Consider the following 19941-nt stretch of genomic DNA (forward strand, 5'->3'; position numbering starts at 1 on the left):
ATTTTATTTCTCAGCCAGCCAGCGTGAAGCGTCTTTTCCGTAGTAGGTAATGATCATATCTGCACCTGCGCGTTTCATGCTGAGCAGGATTTCCATGGCGACTTTTTTCTCATCGATCCAGCCTTGAATCGCCGCTGCCTTAACCATGGCATACTCGCCACTTACATTATAGGCAACAAGCGGAAGATCAAATTGATCCTTGATGGTGCGCATAACATCCAGATAGGAAAGGGATGGTTTTACCATCAACATGTCCGCTCCTTCCAGTACATCCGTTTCGGCTTCACGCAAAGCTTCACGTGCATTGGCCGGGTCCATCTGATACGACTTGCGGTCTCCGAATTGGGGTGTGGAATCCGCAGCTTCACGGAATGGACCATAGAATGCAGATGCATATTTAACAGAGTAAGACATAATCGGAATGTGACTGAATCCATTCTCATCCAGTCCCGCGCGGATCGCTTGTACAAATCCATCCATCATGTTGGATGGAGCAATAATGTCCGCTCCTGCTTTGGCTTGAGAAACTGCCGTTTGCACGAGCAGATCAAGTGATTCGTCATTTAACACATCTCCGCAGATGTGACCGTCAATCTCCACGGTGTGTACCATACCGCAGTGACCGTGATCCGTGAATTCACACAGACAAGTATCTGCAACAACCAGCAGTTCCGGGTACCAGGATTTGATTAATCTCGTCGCTTCCTGCACAATGCCATCTTCAGCGAAGCCAGATGAACCCACACTGTCCTTAGTCTCCGGAATACCGAACAATAACACGGCTGGAATTCCCAACTCGGCAATTTCCGTTACTTCCTCCTGAAGACGATCCAGCGAGAAGCGGAATACGCCAGGCATTGATTTAATTTCAGATTTTACATTTTCTCCATACGTAACATAAATCGGTTGAATAAAATCATCCACGGTTAGATGGGTCTCTCTGACCATATTGCGAATACCTGTGGATTGACGTAAACGGCGATGCCGTACAATTGGAAAACTCATACGAGTAAAACCTCCTTGAAAAAGTTAAATAGAGCAAAAAGGGAAGCGCGCTGGTATCCTATCGAATTCAGCACGCTTCATATGTTGACATGATTACATGTGTATTAATTTCGAAGAGCGCCTTCTTTGGTGCCTGTCCGTTTCCAGTCGCATAGCACTGTGATCAAGCTATCCATCGTTGCTTCCTCTGCCATCAGTGTAACCTTCAGTCCAGCGGCTTCTGCCGTCTTCGCTGTAACAGGTCCGATACACGCAACCTCAACATCTTTTAATAAAGGCAGTGGATCTTGCAACCCCATACGTTTCAACATACTCATGAAGTTGGTAACCGTCGATGAACTTGTAAAGGTCACCGCATGAATTCCACCTTCTTCAAGTAGCTTGAGTAGTTCGTCATCATCCTCACCAGCGAGGATCGTATCGTAGGTGATGGCTTCGGTGACCTGAAGTCCTCGTTCTCTCAACTGGTCACGTAACCATGTACGTGCAAGATCACCGTGCGGAAGCAATACTCTCTGACCTTCCTTCAGCTCACTTTCAAAAGCCTCAAGCATGCCTTCGGCCTGGAAAGGACCTTTGACAACCTCTGCTACGATGCCATGTTTGCGCAAAGCATCTGCTGTGGAAGGTCCTACGGCAGCAATTCTCGCTTGATGAATCGAGCGAATGTCCTTGCCTTCCTGTTCCAGATGGCGGAAGAAAAACTCCACGCCGTTCACACTTGTGAAAAACACCCAGTCATAGGTATTTAAAGCACTGAAGGCGTCTTTGACACTTTGCTGCGCAGATTCACTGGACGGCATGACCGTCTCAATGACCGGAAACTCATACGGTTCGCCGCCGAGTTCCTCAATGCGATTCACCAGTTCACTCGCCTGACTGCGAGCACGGGTCACCAGAATTCGTTTGCCAAACAGCGGCAGCGCTTCTGCCCATTTCAATTGTTCCCTTTGATTGACGACATCCCCCACCACAATAACAGCTGGTGGTTGGAAATTGGCTGCGATCACTTTCGCTTCTATATCCTCAAGAGTACCTGTAAGGGTATCCTGTTCCGCTCGTGTTCCCCAACGAATCAGAGCTACCGGTGTTTGCGCTGGACGACCATGACGAATCAATTGTTCGCTGATATATCCAATTTTGGCAACCCCCATCATAAATACAAGTGTGCCCGTTGCGTTCGTCACTTTATCCCAATGGATACTGCGATCAAGCTTGTCCGGACTCTCGTGCCCCGTAATAATAGAGATGGATGATGCATAGTCACGGTGAGTCACAGGAATTCCGGCATACGCAGGTACACTTATTGCAGCGGTAACCCCAGGTACAATCTCAAACGGAATTCCGTTTTTGTGCAGCAAACCCGCCTCTTCGCCCACGCGTCCAAAGATCGTTGGATCACCGCCCTTAAGCCGAACCACAACCTTGCCTTCAAGAGCCAGATCAACCAACAGTTGATTGATCTCTTCCTGCTTCATCGTATGCCGATCCGGGCGCTTGCCCACGTAAATCTTGACTGCGCCAGGTTTCATTTGTTTCAACAATCTCGGACTTGCCAAACGATCATAGACTACAGCATCGGCTTTCCCGATGGATTCCCACCCTTTTACCGTAATCAGCTTTGCATCCCCAGGACCTGCCCCTACCAAAAAGACCTTTCCCACCATGTCTTCATCCCCTAACTTCTGCCAGTATCTGCTCTGCTCCCCGTTCAATCAATCTCCACGCCACTTCTTCACCCAGACGAACCGGGTCCTTGCCGATCATAGCTTCCTTAAGAATCAGTCCACCATCCGGCGTGCCGACCATACCTGTTAATTGTAACGTGTTTTCACCATTCAGGGAATCTGCATCTTGCTGAGGCACCCACACCGCATGAGCACCGATCGGAACCTGACAGCCCCCATTTAATACACTGAGAAAACGGCGTTCCGCCTGTACAGGAAATGCTGTCTCGGGATCGTTATACAGCTGCAGTAAGTGCAACAGTTCCTCATCGTCTTCACGACATTCGATACCAAGCGCGCCTTGACCCACTGCCGGAAGGCAAGCTGTTTCCATCAGGTACTCTGTGATCCGGTCTTCCCAGCCCATACGGTACAATCCTGCAGCTGCCAGAATAATCGCATCGAATCCTTCGGTCTCCAGCTTCCGCAGACGGGAATCAATATTGCCGCGAATCGATTCCAATTGCAAATCTGGACGATAGGCCTTTAATTGACTCGACCGGCGCAGACTGCTTGTTCCGACTCTAGCTCCTTCTGGCAGTTGATCCAGAGTAAGTCCACCATTGGAGATCAGCGCATCCCGTGGATCTGCACGACGGGGAATAGCACCATTGATTAATCCTTCGGGTAACTCGGAAGGCATATCCTTCATGCTATGAACAGCCATATCAATCGTACGATCAAGCATCGCTTGTTCAATCTCTTTGACAAACAAACCTTTGCCTCCCACTTTTGACAACGTTACATCCAGAATGAGATCTCCCTTGGTAACAATCTTATGTACTTCAAAGTCAAAAGCTAATCCTTCCCGCTCACAAATATCGCGTAAATCCTGAATGACATGACCTGTCTGGGTTAGCGCAAGCGCGCTCTGTCTACTTCCAACTTTAATTGTACGCATATCTACACTTCCTCCTGATTACGGGATATCCAGTCCCCGATTTCTTCTTCGGTCCACCACCGAAAATGGCCTGTACGAATATCTTCTAATATGTGCATTTCAGTTAATTGCCGAAGCAACGTACTCCTGAGACTTGAAGAAGATACGCGTGACTTCACCTCAGTCCTCATCTGGTGCAAAAACTCAAGGTACGTCTCATATTCATCACCGAACTGTCGTTCGAGTGTGGCACGTATCTCCGCAGCTGCTGCCGGTCCCGCTCCTGCTGTGGATATCGCTATGCTTAATCTCCCACGCCTTACCACGCTTGGCGTAATAAAGCTGCTGTGCTCCGAAGACATTGCATCATTCACCAATATGCCCACAGCCTCAGCATCCCGAACCACAGTTGAATTGACCTCTGAATGGTCAGTCGCTGCATATACGAGAAAGGCCCCCCGCAAATCTCCATTGCGGTAGGACCGGTCTATCCATTGAATTCGGGATTCATGATGCAGTTGTTTTAATATGGGAGTAAGCTCCGGACTAATGACCGTAATCTGTGCCTCAGCATGCAGTAATCCCTTAATTTTACGTTCGGCAACACGTCCACCACCAACCACGCAGCACTTCTTGCCTGAAGTATTCACAAATATCGGCGTGTAACGGTCCATCCCCTTCACTCTCCCGTCCAACGATGAAACGCTGAATACGCATTGGATAAAAAACTTATAATGACAAATCCGTACCCAATCAGTGTCCATCTTGCCATGATAATTGTAGAGAACTGTTTCCTTCTCTTGGATACGAAGTAACCCACATAGATGGCAATGGCAAGACCTGTCGCAATAACTTTGAGATCCAAGAGCAGGACCCAGCGTGTTTCCGCTACGATGGACAATACCGCAAGCATCACAGAAACGCCAAGGAGCGGTGTACCTATGAAATTAGCACCATCCATGTATTTGCCGATCACTTCCAGGCTTGGCATCCGTCGCATCGTATCATTCCACTTTTTTTTCTTCAACTTACGGTGCAGGAACAGATATAACATGGCAAATACCGTAGCAACGGTTAACGCCGCAAAACCAAGATTCGCCAAGGTAATATGCATAATGAGTAATCCATGTACCGTTTGCCAGTTATGCAGTGATATCTCTCCGGCCGTAAACCACAGTCGGTTTAATACCGTAACGGAAAAACCTACAACATTCAGCAACAAAATCACAAATTCGGAACGCTGGATGCGAGTCATGACGAGAGACATCAGCACAATACTGAATGAAAATATAAACAAAAAATCAAAGGTGGTATAGATAGGGAAATGGCCTTCAGTCCACATGCGCAATATGACATGCGTTACCTGCAATCCCCAAACAACGACAAGAAACCCTGTGCCTGTCCGCTTCGCCCCCGCATTGCGTCGAATGCAGTCCGAGAAATAGAACAGTAGGCTCAGGGCATACATATAGATTAGAGCTTCATAGACTTGTTCAGCAAGGGTCAAGCTGCCCACCCGCCTTATACGCCTGCCGGAGCATAAGCCGGCACGGGGTCTTGCCGGTTTTCGTTAAGGTGAGCGGCTGGTTTCGCCAGAGCTGTAGCATCACTCTGACTCACTTTTTCAGCGGCCATCTCTACTGCATCTTCCAGAGCGAAAATCTGAGTAAACATGCGCAGAGCTTCATCACCTTGCTTCGTGCCTGCCATTTCCTTAATCCGATTAATCGGATCTGTCGTCATTTGGTTCACAATACTCTTGGTCAAACGACGAATGACTTTACGTTGATGTTCATCGAGCTCAGGCAGTTTATTAAACAGGCTATCCATCGTTTCTTCATGAATGGAGACACCTTTTTCCTGCAAAGCGCGAATAACGGGACGAACACCCAACGTTTTGAGCCAATGGTAATAATCCTCCATCTCAAGCTCAATCATTCTCTCAATCTTGGCAGCTTCCACCTTACGCATCTCCAGGTTGCTCTCCACGATTCCTTCCAGATCATCAATGTCATAGAGAAATACGTTGGATAATTCACCTATCGCCGGATCAATATCGCGTGGAACCGCAATATCAATCAGGAACAATGGACGAGATTGACGACGCTTCATGCTCTCTCGTACCACTGCTGTATCCATGACATAACGTTCAGCTCCAGTGGAACTAATCACAATATCAACTTCATTAAGTCGATCTAATGCCTGTTCCATCGTGCAAGGTGTACCCCGGAACTTGGCTGCCAATTCTTCAGCTCTTGCGAGCGTGCGATTCGCCACGATGACCTCGGATGCCCCGTTGGCATAGAGATGTTTCACGGTTAGTTCACTCATCTTGCCGGCACCCAAAATGAGCACCTTCTTGTCTGTGAACATGCCAAAGATCCTCTTACCGAGTTCAACAGCAGCATAACTGACTGATACGGCGCTCTCCCCGATGGAAGTCTCCGAATGTGCCCGTTTGCCCAGCGTAACAGCCTGTTTAAACAGCATATTAAACCAGGTACCTGTTGATTTCTCTTCCTGCGCTTTAAGAAAAGCCTGTTTCACCTGTCCAAGAATCTGAGTCTCACCAATGACCATGGAATCTAGTCCGCAGATGACGCGGAACAAATGGCGCATGGCTTGATCATCTTCATATATATATAAGTGTTGCGTAAATTCTTCCCGTGGTACATTAAACCATTGTTCCATGAATGTTCGAATAAAATAACCACACATGTGAAGACGGTCCACCACAACATACAACTCGGTACGGTTACATGTGGCTACGATTACACCTTCCAATACACTCTTGGTCAGCTTGAGCTGCTGCAGCGCTTCAGACAAATCCTTTTCTGCAAATGTGAATCGTTCCCTAACCTCTACAGGCGCCGTGCGATAATTCAAACCAACGACAACGATGTGCATTGCAAGTTCACCTGCCTAATAAATTTCCAATCAAAGTGCTTACTGCATATGTCTATCCATTTATGATTGACAAGGTTAATTATATCACACATCATAGCCGTGACCGGGTCATTTTTATGAAATGTTTATGAAATCACCATGTTCATCATCATATGCACTGTCATTTATTGTAGTGTCTCACCAAAGTTCACCGTTATGCGTTAAAAAGTGTCGATTATGAATATTCATAACGATACGCATATTAAAACAAATAGCCATGGAATTATTCCATGACTATTTGAGTTTGGGAGGTTATGTGTCCATCCCGATATGTGAACATTGTGTATGCAATATACTTTTTATTTAAACCCGTTCAGTCTGGTTGTTCATCTCTGGTGTTTCAACTTGCAATTCGCCCAATCCACGTACCAACTTCTTTGCATACGTTTTTTCAGGCTTTAATACGGATACCAGGTAGTCAATAGCAAGCTGTGGATCTACAGTCTCCCCACAAGTGTAACAATCAATCGCTGCAAAACCTCTCTCAGGATACGTATGAATGGAGAGATGGCTCTCAGACAATAGTACAAGTACGGTCGCTCCCTGTGGATCAAACTGCTTGGACTGTACGGACATCACTGTCGCGCCACATGCCTCCGCTGCTTCAATCATTTGGGCTTCCAGATACTCTGCATTGTTCAGTAGATTAAAGTCGACACCCCAAGTATCAACAGCAACGTGTCTTCCGAAAGTTGAATATTCCATCCTTCGGTTCCCCCTTCCTAGGAATAAAATGTTTGAAAAATTTCATCCGCTAGGACCTACGTCATTCACTTCCCGAGGGAAAAATCTCTCGCAACATATAATGTCCTGAGTGAATCCTGGTTCCTATATTGTTTTCAACGAGATTAAAAATAACATTGAATCAGAGTGAAATCAACCCTTTTCCAGAAGATTGTAAAATAAATATTTCCAATTCGGAATATTCGATTTCACATCAAAAAATCCCCCTGAAACCTCCACATTGGCGAGTGCCACTGCCCGGAAGATACAAGGGAATTCATTATATACATATACGTTTATAAACATACAATTTTAAACTAATAAGCTTCAAGCTCAAACAACCGTTTTTGATGACGAGCAAGGGTCTCATCAATCTGATGGAGCTGATCAGCAGTCGCATCTTTTCTAGTATCCAGCAGTGAATCGATCTCCGCATACACACGGTTGATTTCGCGTTCTACATCTCTGGCCTGGAACAAATGTTGCAATTCAAGCAACGTATTTTTGTATTCATAGATCACTCGGGTGTTCTCCCCGGTTTTCTCCACAATTTTGCGGACAGTGCCTTGAGCATAAACATACGTCATGGTGAACCCTTTATAGATCCGATGAACGACCCCGTCACCCTTAAAAGTCACAAAGAGCTTCCGGACAACGTTGGTCAGATGCAGATTCACCAGGCGGCAAGATAACTCACAGATATAAAACCCTTCTATGCGGTCAAAAGGGAAATGCACTTCTTCTCCACTTACATCCCCCAGCACAACCTCCTGACAACCATTGTCCAACACCTTAACCCGGTGATGAAGCCTGCCGTCTTCTGTCATGCGCAAAAACTGATGCATCTGGGGTTCTGACAATTTCATAGTGGCCTTCACATACTCTGTGGCTAACCGCTGAGCCATACAAATCCCTCAATTCTTTCCCGATTGTTTTGTCTTCCTGCACATGTAGCAGTCATCTCAAAATTCTTCAGGCCGGCATGGCCGGTAATTTTGGTACGGTTGGCAATATGCACCTATGCTCATTATACACTACCCTAACGTTATTTTTCTCCAGACCCAGATGATGAATTGTCACGAAATCCCTTAAAAAACCGGATTAATCTGGATCTCATCAAAGATTCACTTAGCATGCTCACTTTCCTGCACTAAAACGGTATACTATCTCGGTTATCCGTTAATTCAGTTGGTTTCTTCCTCATCAGAAGCACCCTCTGCATCCAGCACTGGTGCATACTTATCTATGCGGGCATGGCGGGTAATGATGTCCCATAACTCTTCTTTCCCCAGTCCCTCTTCGGATGAAAACGGCACAAACAAATCCCCTGAACGAAGGCCCAGTGATTCCTTGATGACTTTGATATGTTTGGCTCTGCGTGTTTTTGGAATCTTGTCCATCTTGGTTGCTACAACAACCAAAGGCAATCCGTTATGACGAAGCCATTCATTCATCATCTTGTCATCCTTGGATGGCTCATGTCTCATATCCACCATCTGCATGACCAGTTTCAATTCCTCGCGTCCCAACAAATATTTCTCCATCATTTTACCCCAGGCAAAGCGTTGCTCTTTGGAAACTTTAGCGTAGCCATATCCCGGGAAATCGACGAAGTAGAGATCCTGATTAATTTTATAATAGTTGAGTTGCTGTGTCTTACCCGGTGTTGAGCTCGTCCGAGCCAAATTTTTACGATTGATCAAACGGTTGATCAGGGAAGATTTCCCCACATTGGAGCGTCCCGCCAAAGCAATCTCTGGCAGACCATCCTCGGGGTATTGTTCAGGCCGAACGGCACTGATAATAAATTCAGATTGATTTACTTTCATATTGTATCTTTCCTCTCTTGAACGCCTGTGCTATGCATCACCTGTTGAAGGTATTATGCCATGGATTGTTCTATCATACCAAAAAAACCGTTCCAGCGGACGCCGAAGCCTCCGCAGAACGGTCTAATCTTCATACGAACCTTTCGGATACGTGTGTTACAGGTGAATTCCAGTCTGCTCAACAAGTGCATGCTGCAATACCTGATCCATATGGGCTACAGGGACAAACTCCACATCTTCCTTGATGCTGTCTGGAATGTCACGCAGGTCCCGTTCGTTATCCTTAGGCAATAATATTTTTTTATAGCCGGCACGATGAGCTGCCAGTGATTTCTCTTTCAGACCACCAATCGGCAGTACACGTCCACGCAGTGTTATTTCACCAGTCATCGCGATATCCTTGGACACATGTTTGTTCGTCAAGGCTGAGATTAACGCTGTTGCCATCGTAATCCCGGCAGATGGACCATCCTTCGGAATCGCTCCTTCCGGAACGTGGATATGGATATCATTCTTCTCATGGAAGTCAGGCGAAATTCCAAGCTGTGTAGCTTTGGAACGGGTGTAACTGAATGCGGCTTGTGCCGATTCCTTCATGACATCCCCCAGTTTACCTGTAAGAGTCAATTTACCTGTTCCAGGCACAACAGTCACTTCAATGATCAGGGTATCTCCACCCACTTCAGTCCACGCCAGACCCGTTACGGTACCAATCTGATCTTCCAGTTCGGCCATTCCATAACGGAACTTGCCAGGCCCAAGGTAGTCTTTGATCTCATCGGATGAGATGTTAATCTGACCTTCCACACCAGATACGATGTTCTTGGCAGCTTTCCGGCACAACGAAGCCATCTGCTGTTCCAGATTACGCACACCTGACTCCCGTGTATATTCACGGATTACACGCAACAACGCGTCATCCGGGATTTCCAATTGCTCTTCTTCCAGACCATGGTCCTGCTTCTGTTTGGGCAACAAATAATTTTTCGCAATTTGCAGCTTCTCCAGTTCCGTGTAACCAGGGATGTTGAGCATTTCCATCCGATCCAGCAATGGACGCGGAATATTGTGTACCGTGTTGGCAGTTGTTATAAACATAACGTTGGATAAGTCAAACGGCAATTCTACAAAATGATCACTAAACGTATTATTTTGTTCCGGATCAAGCACCTCAAGTAAGGCTGCGGAAGGATCTCCGCGGAAATCTGAAGCCATCTTATCAATCTCGTCCAGCAGGAATACCGGATTGAGTGAACCTGCCGTTTTCATCCCCTGAATGATACGCCCAGGCATGGCCCCTACATAGGTGCGTCGGTGACCACGAATCTCGGCTTCATCCCGCACGCCGCCAAGAGATATTCTTACAAACTCCCGACCTAGCGATCTCGCGATCGAACGAGCAAGTGATGTTTTACCGACCCCTGGAGGTCCAACCAGACAGAGAATGGGCCCTTTGAGCTTCTTGACGAGCTTCTGGACAGCCAGATATTCCAGCACACGTTCTTTGGGTTTTTCCAGTCCGTAATGATCCGCATTGAGCACATCTTCGGCTTTTTGGATATCCAAATCATCCGCTGTCATCTGACTCCAAGGAAGGCCAAGCAGCCAATCCACGTAGTTGCGAATGACTCCGCCCTCGGCTGAACTTGCAGGCATTTTCTCCAGTCGATCAATTTCTTTCTCGACCTTTTCTTTCACCTTGTCCGGCAAGCCGAGTTCTTCCATCTGAGTGCGAAGTTCCTCGACCTCACCCGCACGGCCTTCTTTTTCACCCAGTTCTTTCTGGATCGCTTTCATCTGCTCGCGCAAATAATATTCCTTCTGCGTTTTCTCCATCTGTTTCTTCACACGTTGGCTGATCTTGCGTTCAAGCTCCAGCACTTCGCGCTCATTGTTCAGGATATCCAGTAATTTCTCCAGACGTTCCCGAACGTCGATAGTCTCCAGAATTTCCTGTTTATCCTTGATTTTCAAGGACAGGTGACTCGTGATGACATCAGCCAGACGCCCTGGTTCTTCGATGTCAGACACCGCTGCGAGTGTCTCTGGTGTCACTTTTTTGGACAGGTTAATATAATTCTCGAACTGGTTCAGAACAGTACGCATCAAGGCATCCGTCTCCGGATGGGTATTCTCCTCTTCGGGCAGCTCTTTAGCCAGTACTTCATAATATTCCTCGTTGTCCGTATATTCAATAATTTCAGCCCGTTCCAAGCCTTCAACAAGTACACGAATCGTACCGTTCGGAAGCTTCAGCATCTGTCTGACCTTGGCCACGGTTCCGATTCTGAAAATGTCCTCTTGTGTTGGTTCTTCAATATTTACTTCGGCTTGGGAACATAGGAGAATCAGATGTTCTTCTACCATCGCTTTTTCTAAAGCCTTGACCGATTTCTCCCGGCCCACATCGAGATGCAGTACCATACTCGGGTAGACGAGAAGTCCTCTTAAAGGCAGTAAAGGAAAACGACGACCTTTCGCTTTGCTCGGTCCCATCGCTTTCGCACCTCCAATGGCTCTCAGGTTGTAGTCATTCATTATTCTATCAAATGTTCACATAAAAAACCAATGAAGGGAAGCGCTTAGCAGCTTCCCGAATCTGTAACCTGTCCTGGACGAGGCACGTCCGCACGCAAATAGGAAGCGGATGCCGGTGGAAAAATCTCCGGTGCAGGTGCAACTGTCTCCTCTGCAAGCTTCGTTTGTTCCATCTGTTGTGATTCCGGAACCCAAGCGAACACTTCACGGAATACGTCCTGTACCGTATCTACCGGGATAACGCGCAAGCCATCCAGATTCTCAAAAATGGACTGCCAGTTCTCTGCGGGAATAATAACGGTCTTCGCTCCTGCCTGAAAGGCAGCCTCGACCTTGGCCAGCACGCCACCGATAGGCTTAACCCGACCATGAATACTGATCTCGCCAGTCATCGCTGTCTCATGATCCACAGGACGCCTCTGAATGGCTGATGTAATGGCAGTCGCCATGGCAATCCCGGCGGATGGACCATCAATAGGCGTCCCACCTGGGAAATTCACGTGTAAATCGTAATCATTCGGACGAATACCCATGGCTTTTAATACGGTTAACACATTTTCAACCGAGCCTTTGGCCATACTTTTTCGCCGGAGTGTACGCGAACCGCCTCCAATCTCTTCTTCATCCACAACGCCTGTAATGTTGATACGGCCTTGATCTTTAAGAGCCGGAACAGCAGATACTTCGATCTCCAAAATGGTTCCCATATTCGGTCCGTATACCGCCAAGCCGTTAACAAACCCCACCTGCGGCTGTGTAGGGACCTTCCGATCGGGCCGTGGCTGAATCTGGCTGCTACCCGCCACCCACTCCACATCAGACGCCTGAAGCGTCTCACGCTTCTCTGTCAGCGCAAGTCCAGCAGCCAGCTGGATGATATTGACCGCTTCACGTCCATTGGTTGCATATCGCTTGACCACATCAACGGCATCCGGACATGGACTGAACCCTATTTTCTGAACAGCATCCTCTGCAATTCGCCCAATCTCCTCAGGCAACAAAGGACGGAAATAAACTTCCATGCAGCGGGAACGCAGAGCTGGTGGCAATTCATGAGGCGAACGTGTCGTTGCTCCAACAAGGCGGAAATCGGCCGGCAGGCCATTTTGAAAAATATCGTGGATATAAGCAGGAGTATGCGTGTCTTCCGAGTTATAGTACGCACTCTCCAAAAACACCTTGCGATCCTCCAATACTTTCAACAGCTTATTCATCTGAATCGAATGTAATTCACCAATTTCATCAATAAAAAGCATACCCCCATGCGCTTTCGTCACAGCGCCCGGTTTTGGTTGGGGAATACCAGCAACGCCCATGGCTCCTGCTCCCTGATATATCGGATCGTGGACCGAACCAATTAAGGGGTCCGCAATACCACGCTCATCAAAACGGGCTGTTGTTGCATCCAGCTCCGTGAATTTGGCGTCTGGCTTGAAAGGAGAAGATGGATTCTTCTTGGCCTCTTCCAACACAACCCTTGCGGCAGCTGTCTTCCCGACTCCGGGAGGGCCATAAATGATAACATGTTGCGGATTCGCACTGCATAATGCAGCCTTAAGGGCCCGCAACCCATCTTTTTGCCCAACAATATCGTTAATGGTAGCTGGACGCGTCTTCTCCGACAGCGGCTTGGTGAGTGAGATCGAACGCAGTTTGCGCAGCTTCTCCAGTTCCTTGCGAGATTCTCGCTCAACGGCACTGCGGTTTGTTTTCTGGCCACGCAGCAGGTTCCAGAAATACAAACCAATCACCACTCCAAAAAATAACTGAATCAACATGATGACCATACCAAATTCCATGTCTTCACATCCTCCTATTTTGTCGCTATTCTCATATGAGATCATGCTAATACTTGGTAGTATAGCCTTTTCAACGCGACGTAAACGGGCGATGCGGAATTTGTATGCGAGAAAATAAAAAGCCCGCCATCACTGGCGAGCTTTTGCTGTAACAAGATATGAATCAATCAGTGCGAACGACCAGGAATAACACCTGTCTCTTCGTAGGCTTCGACGATTTTGTCGATCTCTTTTTTTAATTCCTCAACCATGATTTCTTCAGGCACTTTACGGATCATCTTGCCGTGACGGAACAAGAGACCTTCTCCACGAGCACCGGCAATCCCGATATCCGCTTCTTTGGCCTCACCTGGACCATTAACCGCACAACCCAACACCGATACTTTAATCGGCACCTTCAGTTTGGAGATATACTCTTCCACTTCGTTGGCAATGGAGAACAGGTCGATATCCAAACGTCCACACGTTGGGCAGGAGATCAATGTAGCTGCATTTGTAATGAGTCCAAATGTTTTGAGCAGATCACGAGCAACCTTGATTTCTTCTACCGGGTCCGCACTCAGTGAGATCCGCATCGTTGAACCAATACCCATGGACAATAGAGCTCCCATACCTGCGGAGCTTTTGATTGTACCGGAGAACAATGTACCCGCTTCGGTAATCCCGAGATGCAACGGATACGGAATGATTTGAGCTGCTTTGGTATACGCCTCAATCGCCATCGGCACATCCGATGCTTTGAGAGACACGATGATATCATGGAAATCAAGCTCTTCCAAAATACCAATGTGATACAATGCACTTTCTACCATAGCATCTGCCGTAGGATACCCATACTTCTCAAGGAGATGGTTTTCCAAAGACCCCGCATTTACTCCAATCCGAATCGGAATGCCGCGGTCTTTACAAGCCTTAACCACTTCTTCTACTTTCGCACGTTTACCGATGTTACCTGGATTAATCCGAACTTTATCGATGCCGTTCTCAATCGCAAGTAAAGCCAGCTTATAGTTGAAATGAATGTCCGCTACGAGCGGTATATTAATGCGTTTTTTGATTTCCTTGATGGCTGCGGCAGCTTCCTCATTATTCACCGTTACACGTACCACTTGACATCCAGCTTCTTCCAGTCGCAGAATCTCTGCAACCGTTGCTTCAACGTCTGCCGTTTTGGTTGTACACATACTTTGGATAATGACTTCGTTACTGCCACCGATCGTTACGTTTCCCACTTTCACGGGACGTGTATCCTGTCTTAAATACATGAGTGATTTCTCTCCCCACAACGTCAAAGCTCCACCCTGACAGAGACATGAATTCGCCTTCTGCCAAAGTGGAGAACTGACAAGTCTATATTTCAGAGTTCAACGGGATTCAGGCCTTTTATTAGGCGCTCTCTTCCTGCTTATCGTCCTTCGATTGGCTTAGTTCAGGCACGACTCTTTTCTCAACAACTTCTTCCGTGATGACACAGTTCGTAACATCTTCACGTGAAGGCACTTCATACATGATTTCCAGCATGATACCTTCAATGATGGCACGTAATCCACGTGCACCTGTGTTACGTTTAATTGCTTCTTTTGCAATCGCGAGCAATGCAGCTGGTTCAAATACCAGATTCACATTGTCCAGCTCAAGCAGTTTTTGGTACTGTTTGGTAAGCGCGTTTTTTGGTTCGGAAAGAATCCGTACCAACGTATCTTCATCCAGCGGCTCCAAAGTGGAGATGACTGGCAGACGGCCTACAAACTCCGGAATCAGACCAAATTTCAGCAAATCTTCCGGCAATACCATACCCAGGTATTCACCTGGTTTCAGATCTTTTTGCTCAGAAACGGTATTAAAGCCAATGACTTTTTTACCGATCCGGCGTTTGATCATTTGCTCCAGACCATCAAAGGCACCGCCGCAAATGAACAGGATGTTCGTTGTATCGATCTGAATGAATTCTTGATGAGGGTGTTTACGACCACCTTGTGGTGGTACAGAAGCCACAGTTCCTTCAAGAATTTTCAAGAGAGCCTGTTGCACACCTTCGCCCGATACATCACGAGTAATGGATGGGTTTTCGGATTTACGCGCTACTTTATCAATCTCATCGATATAAATAATGCCACGCTCTGCTTTTTCCACATCATAATCAGCAGCTTGAATCAGTTTGAGCAGGATGTTCTCTACATCCTCACCTACATAACCCGCTTCTGTTAATGACGTAGCATCAGCAATAGCAAAAGGAACATTCAAAATTTTCGCCATCGTTTGCGCAAGCAACGTTTTACCAGAACCTGTTGGTCCTAACAGCAAAATGTTACTCTTTGACAACTCAACGTCTTCAATTTTGCTTTGTGTGTTGATCCGTTTGTAGTGATTATACACCGCAACAGACAATGATTTTTTCGCTTGTTCCTGTCCAATAACATATTGATCCAGAATATTACGAATTTCTTTTGGTTTCGGAATATCTTTCAGGTCTACTTCTTCATCATGACCAAGTTCTTCCTCAACGATTTCGGTGCAAAGTTCGATACATTCATCACAAATGTACACGCCTGGTCCAGCGACCAACTTGCGTACCTGCTCCTGAGATTTACCGCAAAAAGAGCATTTCAGTTGCCCTTTCTCATCGTTAAATTTAAACATGAAACCACCCCTTTAGGAATTGATCGGTCTACTGAGCACCTGGTCAATAATGCCGTACGTCTTAGCTTCTTCAGCGCTCATGAAGAAGTCACGGTCTGTATCCCGCTCAATTTTCTCAAGAGGCTGACCCGTACGATCGACGTATATTTGATTCAGTTTCTGACGTGTTTTAATAATCCATTCTGCGTGTATCTTAATATCCGCAGCCTGTCCTTGAATGCCGCCAAGCGGCTGATGAATCATTACTTCGCTGTTTGTCAGCGCATATCTCTTGCCAGGTGCACCGGCTGTCAGCAATAACGAGCCCATGCTTGCTGCCATCCCTACGCAAATGGTAGATACATCCGGCTTGATAAATTGCATCGTATCGTATATACCCATCCCTGCGGTGACAGAACCACCAGGTGAGTTAATGTACAAGCTGATATCCTTCTCAGGATCGTCGGCTGCCAAAAACAAAAGCTGTGCTATGACAAGATTGGCTACATCGTCATCAATCGCACTGGTTAGAAAGATAATGCGATCTTTCAGCAAACGTGAATATATATCGTAAGACCGCTCGCCTCGATTGGTTTGTTCTATAACCATTGGCACCAGACTCATGAGACCAACCTCTTTTCTACATGTAATTAGACATAGGCCACCTGTAAAGCAAACCCAAATTCATTCTACCACTTTCCTGTGACAATGTCATTTTTCACAAGAGGGGTGAGACATCAATTTGTTTACTTTTTTAGCCTGATCATATTTAACCATGTTTTCTATGTATGTGCAAATTGAAGCCATCCTATGCCGTCTTGCCGTTTTTTATTTGCATGAAGTACATAGGTATGTAAAAAGTGTACACGGATCAATAAAATTAGTGTTCATCCATATAATTACTTCATTTTCTATAAAATGGATGTCATAATTTAAAAATAAGGCACGCAATAATTCACGTGCCTTATCGTTTATTCAACTGACAAGTTGATAACAGCTTGTCTTATTTTTCGTCAGCTTCTGCAACAACTTCTTCAGCTGGAGCTTCAACTGGTTCAACAACTGTGCTGTTCTCAACAAGAACATCAATCGTTTTACGCAGTTTAACTTCATCGCGAAGGCTGTCCAGGGAACCATTACCTTCGAGGATGCCACGGATCTCATCAGCAGGACGCTTGTAAGATTCAGCCATTTTCTCGAGTTCTTGATTCACTTCTTCGTCAGATACTTCAATGTTTTCCGCTTTACCTACAGCTTCAAGCACCAGGTTGTTGCGAACACGTTTGGAAGCATCTTCTTGCATTTGTCCTCTCAGGTCAGCTTGAGTCTGGCCAGAGAAGCTCAGGAACATTTCAAGGTTCATACCTTGGTTACGCAGACGGTTGTCGAAATCACGCATCATGTTTTGTACTTCGCTCTCAACCATTGCAGAAGGAATGTCCACTTCAGCGTTCTCAGCCACTTTTTCTACAACTGCATTTTCTTGTGCAGCTTTGGCTTCGTCAGCTTTACGGGATTCCAGTTGTGTTTTCAGGTCAGCTTTGTACTCTTCAAGAGTGTCGAATTCGCTAACATCTTTAGCAAACTCATCATCCAATGCAGGAAGTTGTTTGCGTTTGATTTCGTGAATTTTCACTTTGAATACCGCTTGTTTGCCAGCAAGTTCTGCTGCATGGTAGCTCTCTGGGAAAGTCACTTCTACGTCTTTGAAGTCACCTGTGGACAGACCCACAACTTGCTCTTCAAATCCAGGAATGAATGTGTTGGAACCCAGTTCCAGAGAATAACGCTCAGCTTGTCCACCTTCGAAAGGTACACCATCAACGGAACCGTCGAAGTCGATTACTGCAACATCGCCGTTAGCAGCGGAACCTTCGTCGATTACAACGAGTTCAGCGTGACGTTGTTGAAGACGCTCAAGTTCTTCAGCCACTTCTGCGTCAGTTACTTCACCTTTTGCTACAGCAACTTCGATTCCTTTGTACTCACCAAGAGTAACTTCTGGTTTCACAGTTACTTTTGCTTTGAACTTGAATGTTTGTCCTTTAGCAAATTGTTCAACATCTACGTCAGGACGATCAACCGGGAAGATATCCGTTTGGTCGATTGCTTCTGTATAGGCTTCAGGAAGCAAAATGTCGATTGCTTCTTGATAAAGGCTCTCTACACCAAAACGTGCTTCGAAGATGGAACGTGGTACTTTACCTTTACGGAATCCAGGTACGTTTGCTTGTTTAACCACTTTATTAAAAGCTTTGTCGAGTGCTGCAGTTACACGATCCGCATCCACTTCAACCTCAAGAACCCCAAGGTTCTTCTCTATCTTTTCCCAAGTTGCTTTCATTGTATACTTTCCCCTCCAAAATTCACATGTTCACGTAGGCAATCACGTACAAAATAACCATTTTAGTATAAACAAGATTAGATTCTTTTTCAAGGGGAATCCCTTGATACAGTTTAAGGAAAACGTTTCCGGCCTCGATTAACCATCCAAACCGGCAGATACAAACTGTTTCATCGAACGATAAGCCTGCTCCAGTCGAAAGCGCATCGCGCCTGTCACAGCATACATTGAGCGGGTATTTTCCTCATCATGCGAACCACCCAGACTGTCTGCAACGGTCATATGTAGAGCTGCTGCCCATATATCTGTCATGGAATCATTTTCTTCCAGCATCGATACATAATCACGGGTTCCATACACCGCCATGACATATTGTATCCACAGTTCTTGGGCAAAATAAAAGAGCGTAGGTTCATGAACCTCCGTCTGATCTGCCACTCGTTCCAGAATCTGAACGATTTGGAGCGGGAATTCCTCTGGTCTAAGAGGCACGGTGTCGATCTCGACTTCAACCTGCTCTTCGCCTCTCGTAAACAGGATCATACCTTGAACACCTCGGCGACGCAAGGTTTGCAGCACCCGAAATTGAAGCAGAGGGTGAAGCGACTTATCTTTTAACCAACTGGTAAGAGCCTCGTCAATCTTCGGCAGATCAAGATAGGCCAACTGCTCCAAAGCCAGCATCGTCTGTTCAGACAGCGGCTCTTCCATTACTGTGCGAAGCATCTTATCAGCATAGCCATCATCCTGTTCAAGCTTCATTCGGGCATGCTGCCGTGCCATGTCTTCCTCACTAATCTCTTCTTCCTCTTCTCGTTCTTCAAGAACAGCAGGCGAGGTTTCTTCATATTGAGGAAACGCAGCCTGAAGCCATTCGAGCAGAGCCCGCCATTCATCATAGTGGCGCTCTTCCTGTCCCTGACATTGCAGCAAAAAGTGAAGCAATTTCATCGCTTCACCATACCGTTCATTTTCAAGCATAACTGTCAATTGAATCTGGTAATAGTCCAGCGTCTTAGGAAACAGCACAATATTGTTGTTATGCTCGGTTTCCGGGGTCGTGGATTCCTTAATGGGAGCACCTCCTCTATATCCTGAATCTCCAGTCGGAATCAACATAAATAGATGTATATATTAAAACGATTGTCGATCTATTTTCTGAGTTCTCCTGATATTCTAACATAACCTTAAATATAATGAAAAAAACGTTACTGCCGCCAAATATCATATACGAAAAATAGTTTAGAATAAAATGCTTGATATTCCTGTATGCATATGATAAAATCAATTTTGCTTGAAAAAATTCATGTCTCAGTAGCTCAGCTGGATAGAGCAACGCCCTTCTAAGGCGTCGGTCGGGGGTTCGAATCCCTCCTGGGACGTATTAAAAAGAAGCTTCCTTCGGGAAGCTTTTTTTGCGTTCTGGGGATGAGAATCCCAACGGTTCGTCGGAGCATTCACTTCGTTAGCACCACTTCGCAGTCTCGACTGCAAGGAGAGTATCCCCCTGGAACGTATTAAAAGAAAACTT

At 46.3% G+C, this 19941-nt stretch carries 16 protein-coding genes and 1 tRNA gene; 1 reads left to right on the forward strand and 16 read right to left on the reverse strand.

Annotated features, from left to right (window positions below; translation table 11 throughout):
• Positions 1-3: 3 nt before the first annotated feature.
• From hemB to MKY44_RS22545, 16 genes are all read right to left on the reverse strand, one after another.
• Positions 4-1005, reverse strand: coding sequence for a porphobilinogen synthase (gene hemB, locus MKY44_RS22470; protein WP_017692601.1), 1002 nt, complete (start codon positions 1003-1005; stop codon positions 4-6).
• Positions 1006-1109: 104 nt separating this feature from the next.
• Positions 1110-2672, reverse strand: coding sequence for a uroporphyrinogen-III C-methyltransferase (gene cobA, locus MKY44_RS22475; RefSeq protein ID WP_341008653.1), 1563 nt, complete (start codon positions 2670-2672; stop codon positions 1110-1112).
• 4 nt (positions 2673-2676) lie between these two features.
• Positions 2677-3633, reverse strand: a complete 957-nt coding sequence (gene hemC / locus MKY44_RS22480; RefSeq protein ID WP_341008654.1) for a hydroxymethylbilane synthase — start codon at positions 3631-3633, stop codon at positions 2677-2679.
• Between the two features lie 2 nt (positions 3634-3635).
• The gene (locus MKY44_RS22485; protein WP_341008656.1) at positions 3636-4286 is read right to left on the reverse strand and encodes a precorrin-2 dehydrogenase/sirohydrochlorin ferrochelatase family protein; all 651 of its coding nucleotides are present in this window, start codon (positions 4284-4286) and stop codon (positions 3636-3638) included.
• Positions 4287-4291: 5 nt separating this feature from the next.
• Complete coding sequence (locus tag MKY44_RS22490) at positions 4292-5119, reverse strand: ABC transporter permease (protein WP_415841522.1); 828 nt, start codon at positions 5117-5119, stop codon at positions 4292-4294.
• A 14-nt stretch (positions 5120-5133) separates the two neighbouring features.
• Positions 5134-6519 (reverse strand): glutamyl-tRNA reductase, encoded by a 1386-nt coding sequence (gene hemA / locus MKY44_RS22495; RefSeq protein WP_341008658.1) that lies wholly within the window; start codon positions 6517-6519, stop codon positions 5134-5136.
• Positions 6520-6861: 342 nt separating this feature from the next.
• The gene (speD, locus tag MKY44_RS22500; protein WP_307416330.1) at positions 6862-7263 is read right to left on the reverse strand and encodes an adenosylmethionine decarboxylase; all 402 of its coding nucleotides are present in this window, start codon (positions 7261-7263) and stop codon (positions 6862-6864) included.
• 335 nt (positions 7264-7598) lie between these two features.
• The gene (locus MKY44_RS22505) at positions 7599-8186 is read right to left on the reverse strand and encodes a hypothetical protein (protein WP_036605891.1); all 588 of its coding nucleotides are present in this window, start codon (positions 8184-8186) and stop codon (positions 7599-7601) included.
• Positions 8187-8465: 279 nt separating this feature from the next.
• A complete protein-coding gene (yihA, locus tag MKY44_RS22510) occupies positions 8466-9110 on the reverse strand; it encodes a ribosome biogenesis GTP-binding protein YihA/YsxC (protein ID WP_341008660.1) in 645 nt (214 codons plus the stop codon).
• Between the two features lie 156 nt (positions 9111-9266).
• The gene (lon, locus tag MKY44_RS22515; protein ID WP_091011872.1) at positions 9267-11606 is read right to left on the reverse strand and encodes an endopeptidase La; all 2340 of its coding nucleotides are present in this window, start codon (positions 11604-11606) and stop codon (positions 9267-9269) included.
• 86 nt (positions 11607-11692) lie between these two features.
• Entirely contained in the window at positions 11693-13447 is a 1755-nt protein-coding gene (gene lonB / locus MKY44_RS22520; RefSeq protein ID WP_315937731.1) for an ATP-dependent protease LonB, read from the reverse strand.
• Between the two features lie 167 nt (positions 13448-13614).
• Positions 13615-14712, reverse strand: coding sequence for a flavodoxin-dependent (E)-4-hydroxy-3-methylbut-2-enyl-diphosphate synthase (gene ispG, locus MKY44_RS22525; protein WP_017692591.1), 1098 nt, complete (start codon positions 14710-14712; stop codon positions 13615-13617).
• Positions 14713-14833: 121 nt separating this feature from the next.
• Positions 14834-16087, reverse strand: a complete 1254-nt coding sequence (clpX, locus tag MKY44_RS22530) for an ATP-dependent protease ATP-binding subunit ClpX (RefSeq protein WP_036605887.1) — start codon at positions 16085-16087, stop codon at positions 14834-14836.
• 12 nt (positions 16088-16099) lie between these two features.
• Positions 16100-16690, reverse strand: a complete 591-nt coding sequence (clpP, locus tag MKY44_RS22535) for an ATP-dependent Clp endopeptidase proteolytic subunit ClpP (protein ID WP_036605886.1) — start codon at positions 16688-16690, stop codon at positions 16100-16102.
• Positions 16691-17069: 379 nt separating this feature from the next.
• On the reverse strand, positions 17070-18410 hold the full coding sequence (gene tig, locus MKY44_RS22540; protein WP_341008662.1) for a trigger factor: 1341 nt from the start codon (positions 18408-18410) through the stop codon (positions 17070-17072).
• Positions 18411-18548: 138 nt separating this feature from the next.
• A complete protein-coding gene (locus MKY44_RS22545; protein WP_174806500.1) occupies positions 18549-19484 on the reverse strand; it encodes a hypothetical protein in 936 nt (311 codons plus the stop codon).
• Between the two features lie 234 nt (positions 19485-19718).
• Here MKY44_RS22545 and MKY44_RS22550 point away from each other — a divergent pair.
• Positions 19719-19792 (forward strand) — tRNA-Arg (locus MKY44_RS22550).
• Positions 19793-19941: the final 149 nt, after the last annotated feature.

Origin of the sequence: Paenibacillus sp. FSL R7-0026 (assembly GCF_038004485.1) — a bacterium.
Classification (GTDB): domain Bacteria; phylum Bacillota; class Bacilli; order Paenibacillales; family Paenibacillaceae; genus Paenibacillus; species Paenibacillus xylanexedens_A.